This window comes from Methylobacterium sp. A52T (assembly GCF_053346095.1).
This window is the reverse complement of the sequence record NZ_JBKFBI010000150.1, coordinates 1-14,451: the sequence shown is the minus strand read 5'-3', so window position 1 is coordinate 14,451 and position 14,451 is coordinate 1. Positions and strand designations below refer to the sequence as shown.

Below are 14,451 nucleotides of genomic sequence, written 5' to 3'. Positions count from 1 at the left end.
TCCCCTTCGCGCGGTGCGCCGCGGTCCTGCGCGGCGGCCCGGCCGGGCGCGCCATCTCGGCGGGGAGCGGGGCGGCCGGCATCGCGGTGTCCGGGACCGCCGCCGCGACCCGCGGCGCCGGGACGGCCGCCAGGGCGCCCGTGGTCTCCGGCGCGGCGAGCTTGGCCGGCGGGTCGACCCAGGCGCTCCGCGTGACCGGTGCGGCGGCCGGCTTCGAGACCGGCGCGGCGTCCGTCACGGCAGGACGCGCGGGACGCGTCTGCACCTCGTAATTGCCCGGATGCAGAATATGCGCGGCCGCCACCAGCCCGAATACGGCAACGGCAGTGGTCCCGAGTGTGGAGCGATAGTGTTCCATGGCGGAAAAACGTACCGCCAAGCTCCGGGTTCCGCGCGGTCGAAACGTCGGCGCGCCGCCCGCGCGGCGGGTCGGCCGGCGGAAAGAAAAAAGGCCACTCCCGAAGGAGCGGCCCGAAGTCTAGGGAGGAAACGCCCAAGAAGGGCAGCGGGATCGCGACGCCATCGCCATCCCGCAGTGCAAAGATAGGATACCGCATTGCGGCATGCAATGGATCGGGCGCCGCGGAGGCATGCATATGTACCCGGGCCCGTCCGCACACCCATGCGAGTGTCGCATAGGTGTGCGGTCGGTCCACGAGCGGGCCGGGATCGCGGGACGCGATCCCCTTCGGACGGACCTGAAATCGCGTCCCGCGCGGCGGGTCTAGCCTCCGACCCGGCCGTCCTGGCCGATCAGGCGCTCGACCTCGGCTTCCGCGACGGCGCGCGCCGCGTGCTCGGAGGTGTGCGGGCGGTACGATCCCCGGACCAGCTTTCCGCGGTCGCGGATCGCCCAGGTGAAGCGGCCGGGATCATGCCGGCTCGGCCTGACCTCGACCGTGTAGAGATGCCCGCCCGTCGCACCCATGCCGGGAATGTGCGGAGGCGTCCCGCGCCGGGACAGGGGGTGCGACCGTGCGCGGCAGCCCCGTCCTCCGGACCGTCGCAGCCCGCGCGGGAGCCGCCCTAGCGCCCCGGCCGGCGCCGGCCCTGGGCCGGTCCGCGCGGTCTCGGGCCGCCCGCCGCCCGGTCGTCGCTCGGCCTCCCGTCGCTCTGACCCGGGCCCTCGACCTGGCCCTCGGTCCGGGTCCCGAGCCAGACCACGTGCTTCGGGCCGCTGCCCCGGCCGCTCGCGTGGACGCGCTGCTCGTCGACCGCGAAGCCGGAGCGCTGCAGGCGGCTCTTGAACTTCCGGTCCGGGGCGCCCGACCAGACGCCCAGGATGCCGCCCGGCCGCAGGGCCCAGCGGGCGCGCTTCAGCCCCCAATTGTCGTAGAGCCGGTCGTTCGCCTTGCGCATCAGCCCCTCCGGGCCGTTGTCGACGTCGAGCAGGATCGCGTCGTAGCGCTCCGGTCCGGCCTGGATCAGGCGGTTGACGTCGGCCTCCTGCAGGTCGACCCGCGGATCGTCCAGGCAGCCGGCGAAGACGTGGGCGAGCGGCCCCCGGGCCCAGGCGACCACGGCGGGCACCAGCTCGGCGACCACCACCTGCGCCTGCGGCCCGAGGCCCTCGAGCGCCGCCCGCAGGGTGAAGCCCATGCCGAGGCCGCCGATCAGGACCCGGGCGCGGGGCCGGTCCTGGAGCCGCGCGCAGGTCATCGCCGCGAGCGCCACCTCCGAGCCGCTGCGCCGGTTGTTCATCAGCTCGATCGTGTCGGCCATGATGGCGAACTCGTCGCCGCGCCGCATCAGGCGCAGGTCGGTGCCGCCGCCGGGCACGGATCCGGTATCGAGATGAACCCAGGGTATCACGCGCGCGTCCTCGTTTGCCGGCGCCCTGTCGTGCGGGCGGCGGAGGGATCGCGGCGGGAGCGGCGCGGCGCGCGGGCCCGGCCGTGCGCGCCGCGCACCCCGCCCGGCACCGCGCCTTGCCGCGACCGATTCCGGCGGCGTATCAGCACCTATGGCCAAGCGCATCAAGTCGAGACCGCAGGAGCGGGGCTCCGTTCTGTTCGATATCGTCTTCGCGGACGGGTCCCGGGCCTCGAACCGGCGCGTGCCGGCCGAGATCCTCGGCGGCCTCGACGGCGACGAGCCCGCCCGGCAGCTCATCGCCGAGCAGGAGGAGGAGATCGCCCGCAAGGCCGGGCGGCCGGGGCGCGCGATCGAGAGCCTGACCCGCTCGCCGATCGTCAAGCCGAAGCCGGTCGCCTGACCGCGTCGGCCCGGAGCGGTCCGGAAAGGCCGGGAACGGCCGTCAGGCGCTCTCGGCCAGCCGGCGCGCGACCTCCTCGCGCAGGGCCTCGTTCATCGCGGCGAACCGGGCCTGCATGCGCGTCCGCAGCCACGGGAACAGGCCGGGGGCGAGCAGGCCCGCGACGGTCTCGGCCTGGACGAGGCGGACGCCGTCGGCGGTCTCGGTGATCCGGACCTCGTGCTCGCCGATGAGCAGGGGCGGCGTCGGGATGCCGCCGCGCCACGTGAGCCGCCGGCCGGGCTCCCAGCAGGTCACCGTCACCTGGCGCGCCCGGTAGGCGCGGCCGTTCAGGGTCCGCTCCAGGCGCCAGCGCGCGCCCTCGCGCAGGCGGCCCTCCGCCTTGCGGATGTACGGGTTCCAGGCCGGGTAGGAATCGAGGTCCGTCAGCACGGACCAGACCAGTCCGGCCCGCGCGGGGATGGCGATCTCCGTGCTGCTGATCCGAGCGCCCGTCATCCGTCCCTCCCGGCGATCCGGCGACCGTTCGCGCCGGCCGCTCCCGCTCTCCGAGAACGCGCACCGCCCGCTCCGCGGTCCAGACCGCGGCGCAGAGGTGGTTCAGCCGGCGGTTCAGCCGGCGGATCCGGCGCGCGGCTCAGACCGCGCCCTCGACCACCTCCAGCGCCCGCAGGATGGCGAAGCCGATCCGCTCGGCCTCGGCCTCCGCGTCGGCCGGGAGCAGCGCCACGGTCTCGACCCCCGGCTCGTCCTCGGGCCCGACCACGACGCGGATGACGTCGCCCTCGACCGCCGACGGGTCGTGGATCAGGCCGACCCGGTGGCCGGCCCCCGTGCCGAAGACGCGCAGGGGCGCCTGGGCCGGATCGGGCTCCGGCGCCGGGTTGCGGGGGACGCCGAAGGCGGGGCGGATGACGTTGTCGTCGGACATGCGGGAACCCGGTCTCCGTTCGTGCGCGGCCGGCGGCGCAGCTCATTCCGGCCCGGTCCGGGGGCCGGCGAGGCCCGCCGTCGCCAGCACGGCGTCGGCCAGAACCTCCAGGCCGGCCCCGGCCCAGGCCGGCGTGATGCTCTCGGCCTCGTTGTGGCTGATCCCGCCGTGGCAGGGGCAGAACACCAGGGCCGCCGGCACCGCGCGGGCGCAGTAGACGGCGTCGTGGTAGATCGCGGTCGGCATCCGCGTCCAGGCATGGCCCCGCGCCTCGGCCGCCGCCTGGACGCGGTCCACCAGGACCGGGTCGAACGGGGTCGGGGGCGCGCGCCAGAACTCCGCGACCTGGACGGTGACGCCGCGCTCCGCCGCCAGGGCGTCGGCCCGGGCCCGGATCCGCGCGCCCATCGCCTCCAGCTGCGCGGTGTCGCCGTGGCGGGTGTCGAGGCTGAACCAGACCCGGCCGGGCGTGATGTTGCGGCTCGCCGGCTCCGCCCGCAGCACGCCGACGGTGGCGCGGCCGCGCTCCCCGCCCGCGCCGACCGCCGCCTCCGCGATGCCCTCGAGCGACGCGATCAGCGCCGCCGCGGCCATCATCGCGTCGCGCCGGCCCGCCATGGGGCTGCCGGCATGGGCCTCCTCGCCCAGCACGGTGATCTCGTACCAGATCTGGGCGAGGGCCCGGTCGACCACCCCGATTGTGAGGCCGGCCTCCTCCAGGCGCTTGCCCTGCTCGATGTGGAGCTCGAAATAGGCGCCGATCTCCCGCAGGGCGGCCGGGTCCGCCGTCCCCTGCCAGCCGATGCGCCGCAGCTCGTCGCCGAAGGCGTGGCCCGCGAGGTCCCGGGTCGCCAGGATGTCGGCCTCCGGGACGATGCCCATGGCGACGCCGCTGCCGCTCATCGGCGGCGCGAAGCGCGCGCCCTCCTCGTTGCACCAGTTGATCAGCAGGAGCGGCGCCTCGGTCTCGATCCCGGCCTCGTGCAGGGCGCGCATGATCTCCAGCCCGGCGAGGACGCCCAGCGGCCCGTCGAACTTGCCCCCGGTGGGCTGGGTGTCGAGGTGGCTGCCGACGGCGACCGGCTTCCGGCCCGGATCGCGCCCGGGCCGGTGGAAGACCATGGTGCCGACCCGGTCCACGGTGAGCGTCAGCCCCGCCGCCTCGCCCCAGCGCCGGAACAGGGCGCGCCCCTCGGCGTCGCGGTCGGTCAGGGCCTGCCGGTCGTTGCCGCCGTTGGGCAGCGCGCCGATCCGGGCGAGCTCCATCAGGCTGTCCCAGAGCCGCTCCCGCGAGAGCGGGAGGTTGGTGCGGTTCACCGTGCGGTCCATGGCGTCTCTGCTGCTGGCCTCCCGGCGGGATGCCTACCGGAAGATGCAGGTTACGGCGCAGCGGCAACCCGCACCAGGGCGGGACCGGCGCCAGCCACGGGCTTCCCGGGCCGGCGGCGCCCGACGGCGCCCGATGGCGGAGCGATCCACGGGCCGAAGTGCGGATTCCCGCCGGATCGCGGCGTCTACCGATCATTTGTGATCGAACTGTCCGCGCGGCGGCGGTGTGAATCCGGTCTTTGCGCCGCGCCGGAGCGGCCCTGCATTGTCGAGAACGGGATTGCCCGGAACCGAAGTCTTGATCATCCGCAATGCAACCCGGTGGCGGGGGGCCGCGACGCCGTGTCAAAAGCCGTTCGCGCAGCCGATACTGGACTTCGGGCTCGCGGACAGCATGTGTTGCGGATCAGTCTGTCCGCCATCGTACAATCGTCGATTGTAGCCAGTTCGGAGGGGATTCCATGGTGCTGGCTTCCACGACAGCCTCTGCTCTGCAGGCCGCCGGCTTCGTCGGGGTCTGGGACACGGACGTCCGGGCCGGCCGTTCGATGCTGGATTCGGGCGCGGCCTCGCTGATGGCGGGGGATCCGGGGCTCGCCGGGACGCCGCTGCCGCTGGACGCGGCCCTGGGCCGGATCCACCCGGCCGACCGGGACTGGGTGTTCGGCCGGATCCGCCACGTCCGCCAGACCGGCGGCCCGGTCTCCCTCGAGTTCCGCGTCGTGACCGGGACGGGCGAGATCCGCTGGATCCTCAACCGCGGCTGCCTGACGCCCAATTCGGACGGCCTGCTGCGCGGGCGCGGCGCCTACATCGACGTCACGGACCTCCACCGGCACGGGATCCAGTCCGGGGCCATGAACGGAGCCGTGAACGGTCCCATGAACGGCGTCGCGCACGGCACCGCCGACGGGGCGGACCTGAACGCCGCGGCCGACCACGGCATCCAGATCCACGCGGCGCTGGAGCGCCACGGCGACCCCTATCTCCGCTCGGTCTCGGGGATGCTGCTCCACGGGATCGGCCGCGCGCTGGCGCGGCGCGACCCCTGACGCGCGCCCCCACAGGAGGCCCGGCGGCTCAGGTCCGCCAGGGATGGGCCGGCAGCTCGGTCCGGCCGATGGCCTTGGCGCCGGCCTCCGCGACGGTGTGGTCGTTCTCCACCGTCGAGCCGCTGACCCCGATGGCGCCCGACATGACGCCGTCGGCGTCGACGATCGGGATCCCGCCCGGGAAGGTGATCAGCCCGTCGTTGGAGTGCTCGATCCCGTAGAGCGGCCCGCCCGGCTGCGACAACTGGCCGATCTGGCCGGTCATCATGCCGAAGAACACCGAGGTCTTGGCCTTCTTCTGGGCGATGTCGATCGACCCGACCCAGGCATCGTCCATGCGGTGGAACGCCTTGAGGTTCCCGCCGGAATCGACCACCGCGATGCACATCTGGGTGCCGAGCTCCACGGCCTTGGCGCGGGCGGCCGCGATCGCCTTCTCGGCCTGCTCGATCGTCACGTGCATGGGACACTCCCCTTCGCGTTGTTGGCGCGACAGCCTGTGACGGTTTGAAGCGGTCGATGCAAGATCAACCGCAGATCGGCATCACGCTCGACTAGCACTCTAGGCCTCGCGCTCAGGCCTCGCGTTCCCGGGCGGCGCGGATCCGCTCCAGGAGGTCGGTCGCGAGCGCCGCGCAGGCGGCGGAATCCGGGCAGGGCCGCTTCCACACGACCCGCCCGTCGCGCAGCGCGATCCCCGCCTCGGCGGCCATCGCGGTCAGCGGCCGGTCGGGCCGCAGGTCGGCCGCGACGCCCTGCGGCCCGCCCCGGAGCCGGGCGACGCCCAGCGCGCAGCAGGACGCGCGCAGCCGCGCGAGGTCGAACAGCGCGAGCACCGGCGCGGGGGCCGCGCCGAACCGGTCCTCGACCTCGCCGGCGAGCGCCTCGATCGCCTCGGGCTCGCGCAGGCGCAGCAGGCGCGTGTAGAGGCTGAGGCGGATCTCGGGCTCCGGGACGTAGTCCTCGGGGATCCGGCTCGGCAGGCCGAGCTCGATCTCGGGGCTCCAGTCCTCGGCGCGCTCGCCCTTGGCGGCGGTGAGCGCCAGCTGCAGCAGGTGCTGGTAGAGGCCGAGCCCGACGAGCTTGGCGTGCCCCGCCTGATCCTCGCCGACGAGGTCGCCGGCGCCGCGCAGGTCGAGGTCCCGGGCGCTGACCGCGAAACCGGCGCCGAGGCGGTCCAGGGCCTCCAGAGCGCGCAGGCGTTGCAGCGCCGCCGCCGGCGGGGGCGCCGCCGGGTCGCTGAGCAGGTGGACGGTGCCGCGGCGCTGGCCGCGGCCGACGCGGCCCCGGAGCTGGTGGAGCTGCGCCAGCCCGAACCGGGCGGCCTCCCAGACCAGCATGGTGTTGGCCCGCGGCACGTCGAGGCCGCTCTCCACGATGGCGGTGGCGAGCAGGACGTCGCCGTCGCCCTCCGCGAATCGGACCATGACCTCGTCCATGGCGGAGGGCTTCAGGTCCCCGTGCGCCACCAGGATGTCGAGGCCCGGCACGAGGGCGCGCAGGCGCTCGGCCATGGGGCCGATATCCTCGATCCGCGGGCAGACCACGAAGCTCTGGCCGCCCCGGCGGTGCTCGCGGACGAGGGCCTCGCGGACCGCCTCGGCGTCGAAGGGCGCCACCACGGTCCGGACCGGCTGGCGCAGGGCCGGCGGCGTGGCCAGCACGCTGAGGCTCTGGAGACCGACGAGCGCCGCCTGGAGGGTGCGGGGGATCGGCGTCGCGGTGAGCGTCAGCACGTGGCCGCCATCCGCGAGGCGGCGCAGGTCGGCCTTCATCTTCGCGCCGAAGCGCTGCTCCTCGTCGATCACGGTCAGGCCGAGATCCGCGAACGCCACCCCGCTGCCGGCGAGCGCGTGGGTGCCGACCACCAGCCGGATCGAGCCGTCGGCGAGCCCCGCCTTGACGCGCCTGGCCTCGGCCGGCGCCACGAGGCGCGAGAGCTGCGCCACCTCGATTCCGAACCGGCCGAAGCGGCGGCGCAGCGTCTCGGCGTGCTGGCGCGCCAGCACGGTGGTGGGGGCGATCAGCGCCGCCTGCCGGCCGGAGAAGATCGCGGCCGCGAGGGCCCGGAGCGCCACCTCGGTCTTGCCGAAGCCGACATCGCCGCAAACCAGGCGGTCCATCGGCCGGCCGGAGGCGAGGTCGGCCATCAGCGCGTCGACCGCCGCCGCCTGGTCGGGGGTCGGCGCGAAGCCGAATCCGGCGGCGAACCGCTCCATCTCGCGGGCCGGCGGCGCCAGGACCGGCGCCTCGGTCTCCCGGCGGGCCCGGGCGGCCTCCAGCATCAGGCGGGCGGTCCGCGCCATGGTGGCCTCGGCTTCCAGGCGGCGCCGGGGCCACGTGCCGCCGTCGAGCTTGTCCAGGGTGACGGCGTCGGGCTCCGACCCGTAGCGCCAGATCCGGTCGGCCTGTGTGACCGGCACCATCAGGATCGCGTCGCCGGCGAAGCGCAGGCGCAGGGCCTCGGTGGGCTCCCCGTCCCGCGCGGCACCCGGCGCGGAGACCGGCTCAAGCCCCTCGAACACGCACAGGCCGTGGTCCCGGTCGACCGCCACGTCGCCGGGGCGCAGGTCGACCTCGCCCATCGGCAGGATCGCCCGGGCGGCCCCGGTCACGGCGGCCTCCGGGCCGAACAGGTCGGCGGCCGCGATCACGGTGGCGCCCTGCTCGGGCACCCGGAAGCCGGCCGCCAGCGGGGCCTCCAGGGCGAGGACGTCGCCGGGCGCCGCCTCGGCGACGTCGGCCCAGGCGTCGATCAGGCGGATCGGGCGCTCGGCGATCTTGCCCGCCTGGCGCACGAGGCGCCGGAGCGGCCGGACCGAGCCGGCGAGAACGACGACGTCGCCGGCCTTCAGGCGGGCGCGCAGGACCTTGGCGAAGGCCGTGCCGGGCCGGCGCTCCCCGGCTAAGCGCGGCATGGCGCGGGGTTCTCCGGCCGCCTCGGTGGCGGCGAGCCGGCCGCGATCCGCCACGACGGCGCGCCACGCCTCCGGCGTCAGGTAGAGGCCGGTGCCCGGCCCCGCCGGCGCGTCGCGGGTCTTCAGCCGGCCCCGGGCCTCGTCCATCTGCTCGAAGAAGGCGTCGATCCGGGCCTGCGTGCCGTCCTCGACCGCGAGACGCGCCTCGGGCACGTAGTCGAGGAGCGTGACGAGGCGCGGGTAGTAGCGGTCCAGGCGGTGCTCCTGGCCGGTGAACGGCTCGAAGCTCTGGCCGGAGCCGGGCTCCAGGACGATCTCGGTGGCCGGGTCGATGACGAGTTCGTCGGCCTCCGCCACGGAGCGCTGCGAGATCGGGTCGTAGGAGCGGATCGCGGTGACGCGGCCCGCCGCGTGCTCGATCCGGCAGGGCCGCGGCGCGGCGGCGGGGAACACCTCCACGGTGCGCCCGCGGATCGCGATCTCGCCGGGCTCGTCGACCCGCTCGTCGAGGATGTAGCCGAGGCGCTTGAGGTCGGCGGTCGCGGCCGCGACGTCGAGGGGGTCGCCGACCCGGAGGGTCACGCGGGCCGAGGCCCAGGTCTCCGGCGGCGGCACGCGCTGCACGAGGGCAGGGGCGGTCGTCAGCACGAAGTCCGGCAGCGCGTCCCGGTCGGTCAGCCAGCGCATCACCGCGGCCCGGGCGCCCATCGTGGCCCGCGACGGCGAGGCGTGGTCGAAGGGCAGGCAGTCCCACTCGGGATAGACCGCGACCCGCGCGTCGGGATCGAGCGCCCGCAGGGTCGCGGCGAGGTCCTCGAGGCGGCGGGCGTCCCGGGCGACGTGCACCACCGGCCCGGGCCCCTCGGCGAAGGCCAGGAGCGCCACCGCCAGGGCGCCGGTGGGCATCAGCGGCGCGTCCTCCTGCCCCTGCCGGGCGCCCGCCTTCGTCCTGCGCTTGGCCATGCCTGATCCGAATCCATCCCCCGTGAGCCGGCAACGCCGCACCGGCCCCGCGGGCTCCCGGCCGCGGCGATCCGATCCACAGCCGCCGCGCGGCGGCTGCCCGAGCTCTTCGGGCGGCCCGCGACGGGCGGCGCTGGAAGAGATTCCGGCGGGCGCCCGAAGCCCGGTCGGTCGGACCAGCAAGACTTGAGCGGCGCACCAGAAATCGTACCCCCGCCGACGATCCGGCGGAAATGTCTAGTCTTGAACGATCGCGGAATGCTTGCCCTGGTCCCGCCGCCGGACGCGCGATGCAGAGTTTCACTAGGGAGAAGCGGGAGCGTGGGCTATGACGGCTCCGTGTCGACGAACGAGACAGTATCCCGACCGTCGGGTTTCGAGCCCCAGCATCCCCAGCGGCTCGCCGCCTTGCGCGCCTACGCGATCCTCGACACGCCGCCCGAGCGCGCGTTCGACGAGATCGCCGAGATGGCCGCCCAGGCCTGCGGCACGCCGATGGCCCACATCAACTTCGTCGACGCCGACCGGCAGTGGATCAAGGCCGCGTTCGGCCACGCCGCGCGGACGATGGCGCTCGATCTCGGGTTCTGCACCGAGGCCATGGGCGCGGACGGCATCCACGTGCTGCCCGACCTGGCCGCGGAGCCGGAGAGCGCCGCCAACCCGCTCGTGACCGGCGCGCCGCACCTGCGCTTCTACGCCGGCGTGCCCCTGGTGACGCCGGACGGCTGGGCCATCGGGACGCTCTGCGTCCTCGACCGCGTCCCGCGCACGCTGACCGACCAGCAGCGCTTCATCCTGAAGGCGCTCGCCCGGACGGTGATGACGCAGCTGGAATCCCGGAACGCCGAGGCGGCCCTGCGCCGGAACGAGGAGCGCTACCGCTCGCTCTTCGCGTTCATCGATGCCGGCTTCTGCCTCATCGAGGTGGACTTCGCCGGCGGCGACCGGGCGGTGGATTACCGCTTCCTGGAGGTCAATCCCGCTTTCGAGCGGCAGACCGGCCTGCGGGATGCGGTGGGCCGCCGCATGCGGGACCTCGCCCCGGACCACGAGCAGCACTGGTTCGACGTCTACGGCCGGGTCGCCCTGACGGGCGAGCCGGTCCGGTTCGAGCAGGCCGCCGCGGCGCTGGGCCGCTGGTACGACGTGCACGCCTACCGGGTCGACGGGCCGGCGCTGAACCGCGTCGCGATCCTGTTCAACGACATCACCGAGCGCCGCCGGAGCGAGATCGCCCTCCGGGCCCGCGAGGCGGAGCTCCGGCTGGTCGCGGACGCGATGCCCGTCCTGATCGCCTTCATCGACCGCGACCTGACCTACCGGTTCGCGAACGCCGCCTACGAGACCTGGACCGGCCAGGCGCCCGAGGCCGTCGTCGGGCGGAGCGTCCATGACCTCCTCGGCCCCGGCGCGTTCGAGGCGCGGCGCGCCGGCATCGAGCGGGCGCTCGCCGGCCAGGAGGTCCGCGAGGAATGGGCCTGGACGTTCCCGGACGGGCAGGCCCGGATCGCCGATACCCGCTACCTCCCGCGCCGCGGTCCGGACGGACGCGTCGACGGGTTCTACGTCTTCGCCCACGACGTCTCCGAGCGGAAGCGGAACGAGGTCCTGCTCCGGTCCCGGGCGGAGCACCTGGAGGCGCAGGTCGCCGCCCAGACCCGCGACCGCGACCGGGTCTGGACGCTGTCGCCGGTGCTGAAGCTCGTCGCGGACCGGGACGGGCAGGTCCAGTCGGTGAACCCGTCCTGGAGCCGGGCGCTCGGCTGGTCGGAGGCCGACACCCTGGGCCGGGCCGCCCTCGACTTCGTGGCGGCCCCGGAGCGCGCGGCCGCGCAGGCGGCGCTGCGGCCCCTCTGCGCGGAGGACCGCGTCGAGGATGTCGAACTGTCCTGCCTGACCCGCGCCGGCGACCGGCGGCGGGTGCTCTGGACCGTCGTGCCGGAGGACGGGCTGTTCTACGGCTTCGGGCGCGACATCACCGAGCAGCGCCAGGCCGAGGAGGCGCTGCGCCAGTCGCAGAAGCTCGAGGCCATCGGCCAGCTCACCGGCGGGGTGGCGCACGACTTCAACAACCTCCTGACCATCATCCGGTCGTCCGTGGAGTTCCTGCGCCGGCCGGACCTGGCCGAGGCGCGCCGGCGCCGCTACCTCGACGCCGTCTCCGACACCGTCGACCGGGCGGCCAGGCTCACCGGCCAGCTCCTCGCCTTCGCCCGGCGCCAAGCTCTGAAACCCCAGGTGTTCGACATCGGCGCGCGCCTGCGCAGCATCGCCGACATGCTCGATTCGGTCACCGGCGCGCGCATCCGCGTGGCCATCGACCTGCCGGCGACGCCCCGCTACGTGCGCGCCGATCAGAGCCAGTTCGAGACCGCGCTGATCAACATGGCGGTCAACGCCCGCGACGCCATGGACGGGGAAGGCAGCCTGACCCTGCGGCTGGAGGGCGATAGCCCGATGCCGCCGATCCGCGGGCATGCCGGCGCGAAGGGACCGTTCGTGGCCGTGCGGGTCTCCGATACCGGTGCCGGCATCCCGGACGCGGATCTGGGACGGATCTTCGAGCCGTTCTTCACCACCAAGGAGGTCGGCAAGGGCACCGGCCTCGGCCTCAGCCAGGTCATCGGCTTCGCCAAGCAGTCGGGCGGCGACATCGACGTGGCGAGCGCGCTCGGCCGCGGCACGACCTTCTCGCTCTACCTGCCGCAGGTCGCCGCGCCCGCCGCGGCGTCCGAGGCCGACCGCGAGGCCCGCCCCGAGGCGGAGCCGCGGCGGGGCCTGTGCATCCTCGTCGTGGAGGACAATCTCGGGGTCGGGCGCTTCTGCACCCAGATCCTGGAGGATCTGGGCCACGCGCCGGTCTGGGCGAAATCCGCCGAGGAGGCGCTGGCCGAACTCGACCGGGCGCCGGACCGGTTCGACGCGGTCTTCTCCGACGTGGTCATGCCGGGGATGGGCGGATTCGCCCTCGCCCGGCAGCTCCGGACCCGCCGCCCCGACCTGCCGGTGGTGCTGACCTCGGGCTACAGCCACGTCCTGGCCGAGGACGACGCCCACGGTTTCGCCCTCCTGCGCAAGCCCTACTCGGCCGAGCAGCTCGCCCAGGTCCTCTCCGAGGCGGCGCGGCGGGGCGGGCAGCCGGACGCCCGCGCACGGCCAGACCCCGCTTCCGATTAACAGTCTTCGCCAGAATTCATCGGCAGATCATCCGGCAATGTTCCCGCGGACGTGATCCGGATGTAGTCTATCCCGATCCACCACCGGGGCTTCGACCGCCATGCCGCTGACCGGACGTTTCTGGTTCCGCCGGACCTGGACCGGCAAGCTGGTCCTGCTCGTCGAGGAGGAGCGCGGGCGCTGGTTCCGGCGCCGCCTCGGCCGCACCCTGCGCTGGCGCGACGCGCGGCTCCTCGATCTGGCCGAGGGGCCCCTGCGGGGGCTCATGACGTTGGAGCGGACCTACCGCGCCGAGTTCGGCCCCGGCGAGCCGCGCCGCCCCGCCGGCCTCACGGCGGTCCCGGGCGGGCTGGCCCTGCCGCGCGGCGGGCCGGAGCCAGGAACAAGGCCGTCCCTGTCGGGTTGACGGGAGGCAAGACAGCGACGGCGTCGCTGTCTTGCAGCCCCTCGTGGGCGTTTCCTCCCTAGACTTCCGGACCGTTCTCCTGAGGGCGGTCCTTTTTTTGTTGTCGTCGGTCGGTCGTCGGGCAATCTTCGACGTGGCCCGCGACGGACAGCTCTCAAGAATCTCTCAGAGTTACTTCCCGCCGTCCTGGGTCTCGCCCAGAGCACCGGTGTCTGCACCGGTCTCGGTACCGATCTCGGCACCGGCCTCGAGGGCCAGCAGCGCGAAGGTCGCGAGCCAGTGCTCGCCCATGTAGTCGCCGGTGACGTGCGGGAGCCCGGCCGCGAGGTGCGCCTCCGCGGCCGCGCGGAGCGGCGGCCGGCGGGGATCGTCCGGGCCGAGGGACGCGGCGAGCGCGCGGAAGCACCACGCGCGGCTGAGGTTCAGCCCGTCGAGATGGGCGATCTTCCCGTCGGAGCGGTCGGTCACGCCCGCGGGGCGGAACAGGGTCGCGGGCCGGGACGCCGCGAGACCGGGCAGGAACCGGTCGAACCAGGGCGCGAAGCGGGCGGGCGGCAGCAGCCGGCGCATGCACTCCGCCTCGATCAGCGCCGAGGAGAGGAAGTCGTCGCCGCCGGGCTCGCCCCAGGCCGGGCAATCCGCGTCGTCCCCGTACCAGCCGACGGCGGTGTCGCGCAGCAGGTCGGTCAGCCCGGCATCCCCCGCGCCCTCCGCGTAATCGGCCGCCAGGCGCAGCGCGAAGGCGGTGTTGAAATGGGTCCCGACCCGCACCGGGTAGGACGCTACCGGCAGGAACTCCGCGAAGCGCCGGACGATCACCGCGGCCAGCGGCGCCAGGGCCTCGGACCAGCGGCGCTCGGGGAGCGCGGCGAGTTCGTCGGCGAGCTTCAGGAGCCAGCCCCAGCCGTAGGGCCGCTCGAAGCCCCGGGCGGTCGGGGCGGCGAAGTAGGCGCATTCCCCCGCCACCGTCGCGGGAGTCAGCTGCGCGTCGAGCCGGGCGCGGATGGCCGGGGCCTGCGGGCCGTCCGGGAACAGCCGCAGCACGCGCGCCAGCAGCCACGTGCCGTGGACGCAGGAATGCCAGTCGTAGCTGCCGTGGAAGGCCGGGTGCAGGGCCGCGGGGGTGCGGGCATCCGCCGGCCCGGCCAGGACGTGGCCCGGCTTGTTCGGATACTCGCGGCCGACATGGCCGAGGGCGACGGCGGCGAAGCGCGCGGCGATGTCGGGGGTGAGCGTGGGCGTGGGAGTGGGCGTGGGAGTGGGCGTCATCGCGGCATTCCGGCGGGCGTTCCGCGGGGACTCGGCGACCGCCGGCATAGCGGGTTTCCCGGTGCGGCGTCAGGGCCCGCGGATCCTTTGCCGGCCCGGCCCCGGATCGGCTATCGCGGTGAGGCCGGGCCGGACGCGCCGGCCTCACCGGGAGCCCCCATGCGCCGCGCGCCGCCCGCCGCCCCCCC

Annotated in this window: 12 protein-coding genes and 1 pseudogene; 5 read left to right on the top strand and 8 right to left on the bottom strand. The window is 74.7% G+C overall.

Annotated elements, in window-relative coordinates; genetic code table 11:
• Window positions 1-272 (top strand): annotated as a pseudogene (locus ACLBYE_RS25875) (hypothetical protein); the annotation flags it as partial.
• 452 nt (window positions 273-724) lie between these two features.
• On the opposite strand, the gene ACLBYE_RS25870 reads toward ACLBYE_RS25875, so the two are convergent.
• Window positions 725-928: a hypothetical protein gene (locus ACLBYE_RS25870; protein ID WP_447696355.1), complete on the bottom strand. Its 204-nt coding sequence runs from the start codon at window positions 926-928 to the stop codon at window positions 725-727.
• Window positions 929-1,026: 98 nt separating this feature from the next.
• Window positions 1,027-1,812 carry a spermidine synthase gene (locus ACLBYE_RS25865; protein ID WP_447696354.1) on the bottom strand — a complete coding sequence of 262 codons (786 nt, stop codon included), beginning with the start codon at window positions 1,810-1,812 and terminating at the stop codon, window positions 1,027-1,029.
• A gap of 151 nt (window positions 1,813-1,963) precedes the next feature.
• Here ACLBYE_RS25865 and ACLBYE_RS25860 point away from each other — a divergent pair, with 151 nt between their 5' ends.
• Entirely contained in the window at window positions 1,964-2,215 is a 252-nt protein-coding gene (locus ACLBYE_RS25860) for a hypothetical protein (RefSeq protein WP_020093955.1), read from the top strand.
• 42 nt (window positions 2,216-2,257) lie between these two features.
• Here the strand turns inward: ACLBYE_RS25860 and ACLBYE_RS25855 are convergent, their stop codons facing one another.
• The 3 genes from ACLBYE_RS25855 to ACLBYE_RS25845 all read right to left on the bottom strand — a co-directional run bounded on the left by ACLBYE_RS25855 (window position 2,258) and on the right by ACLBYE_RS25845 (window position 4,475).
• The gene (locus tag ACLBYE_RS25855; RefSeq protein WP_024828814.1) at window positions 2,258-2,713 is read right to left on the bottom strand and encodes an SRPBCC domain-containing protein; all 456 of its coding nucleotides are present in this window, start codon (window positions 2,711-2,713) and stop codon (window positions 2,258-2,260) included.
• Window positions 2,714-2,852: 139 nt separating this feature from the next.
• Window positions 2,853-3,146, bottom strand: a complete 294-nt coding sequence (locus tag ACLBYE_RS25850; protein ID WP_447696353.1) for a hypothetical protein — start codon at window positions 3,144-3,146, stop codon at window positions 2,853-2,855.
• A 42-nt stretch (window positions 3,147-3,188) separates the two neighbouring features.
• Window positions 3,189-4,475 (bottom strand): Zn-dependent hydrolase, encoded by a 1,287-nt coding sequence (locus tag ACLBYE_RS25845; protein WP_447696352.1) that lies wholly within the window; start codon window positions 4,473-4,475, stop codon window positions 3,189-3,191.
• A gap of 461 nt (window positions 4,476-4,936) precedes the next feature.
• Between ACLBYE_RS25845 and ACLBYE_RS25840 the strand changes: the two genes are divergently transcribed.
• A complete protein-coding gene (locus tag ACLBYE_RS25840) occupies window positions 4,937-5,527 on the top strand; it encodes a PAS domain-containing protein (protein ID WP_447696351.1) in 591 nt (196 codons plus the stop codon).
• 28 nt (window positions 5,528-5,555) lie between these two features.
• On the opposite strand, the gene ACLBYE_RS25835 is transcribed toward ACLBYE_RS25840, so the two are convergent.
• Together ACLBYE_RS25835 and ACLBYE_RS25830 are read right to left on the bottom strand one after the other, a co-directional pair.
• The gene (locus ACLBYE_RS25835) at window positions 5,556-5,990 is read right to left on the bottom strand and encodes a GlcG/HbpS family heme-binding protein (RefSeq protein WP_020093960.1); all 435 of its coding nucleotides are present in this window, start codon (window positions 5,988-5,990) and stop codon (window positions 5,556-5,558) included.
• A 112-nt stretch (window positions 5,991-6,102) separates the two neighbouring features.
• Window positions 6,103-9,408 (bottom strand): DEAD/DEAH box helicase, encoded by a 3,306-nt coding sequence (locus ACLBYE_RS25830; protein ID WP_447696350.1) that lies wholly within the window; start codon window positions 9,406-9,408, stop codon window positions 6,103-6,105.
• Between the two features lie 339 nt (window positions 9,409-9,747).
• On the opposite strand from ACLBYE_RS25830, the gene ACLBYE_RS25825 reads away from it, so the two are divergent.
• On the top strand, window positions 9,748-12,588 hold the full coding sequence (locus ACLBYE_RS25825; protein ID WP_447696349.1) for a PAS domain-containing protein: 2,841 nt from the start codon (window positions 9,748-9,750) through the stop codon (window positions 12,586-12,588).
• A gap of 100 nt (window positions 12,589-12,688) precedes the next feature.
• Complete coding sequence (locus ACLBYE_RS25820) at window positions 12,689-12,994, top strand: hypothetical protein (protein ID WP_056533754.1); 306 nt, start codon at window positions 12,689-12,691, stop codon at window positions 12,992-12,994.
• Window positions 12,995-13,165: 171 nt separating this feature from the next.
• Here the strand turns inward: ACLBYE_RS25820 and ACLBYE_RS25815 are convergent, their stop codons facing one another.
• The gene (locus ACLBYE_RS25815; RefSeq protein ID WP_447696348.1) at window positions 13,166-14,263 is read right to left on the bottom strand and encodes a DUF2891 domain-containing protein; all 1,098 of its coding nucleotides are present in this window, start codon (window positions 14,261-14,263) and stop codon (window positions 13,166-13,168) included.
• Window positions 14,264-14,451 lie beyond the last annotated feature (188 nt).

Excerpts from the sequence above, each read along its gene's own strand:
- ACLBYE_RS25840 (WP_447696351.1), top strand. The coding sequence starts at position 4,937 with ATGGTGCTGGCTTCCACGACAGCCTCTGCTCTGCAGGCCGCCGGCTTC.
- ACLBYE_RS25835 (WP_020093960.1), bottom strand. The coding sequence starts at position 5,990 with ATGCACGTGACGATCGAGCAGGCCGAGAAGGCGATCGCGGCCGCCCGC.
- ACLBYE_RS25820 (WP_056533754.1), top strand. The coding sequence starts at position 12,689 with ATGCCGCTGACCGGACGTTTCTGGTTCCGCCGGACCTGGACCGGCAAG.
- ACLBYE_RS25850 (WP_447696353.1), bottom strand. The coding sequence starts at position 3,146 with ATGTCCGACGACAACGTCATCCGCCCCGCCTTCGGCGTCCCCCGCAAC.
- ACLBYE_RS25855 (WP_024828814.1), bottom strand. The coding sequence starts at position 2,713 with ATGACGGGCGCTCGGATCAGCAGCACGGAGATCGCCATCCCCGCGCGG.
- ACLBYE_RS25860 (WP_020093955.1), top strand. The coding sequence starts at position 1,964 with ATGGCCAAGCGCATCAAGTCGAGACCGCAGGAGCGGGGCTCCGTTCTG.
- ACLBYE_RS25870 (WP_447696355.1), bottom strand. The coding sequence starts at position 928 with ATGGGTGCGACGGGCGGGCATCTCTACACGGTCGAGGTCAGGCCGAGC.
- ACLBYE_RS25830 (WP_447696350.1), bottom strand. The coding sequence starts at position 9,408 with ATGGCCAAGCGCAGGACGAAGGCGGGCGCCCGGCAGGGGCAGGAGGAC.
- ACLBYE_RS25815 (WP_447696348.1), bottom strand. The coding sequence starts at position 14,263 with ATGACGCCCACTCCCACGCCCACTCCCACGCCCACGCTCACCCCCGAC.
- ACLBYE_RS25845 (WP_447696352.1), bottom strand. The coding sequence starts at position 4,475 with ATGGACCGCACGGTGAACCGCACCAACCTCCCGCTCTCGCGGGAGCGG.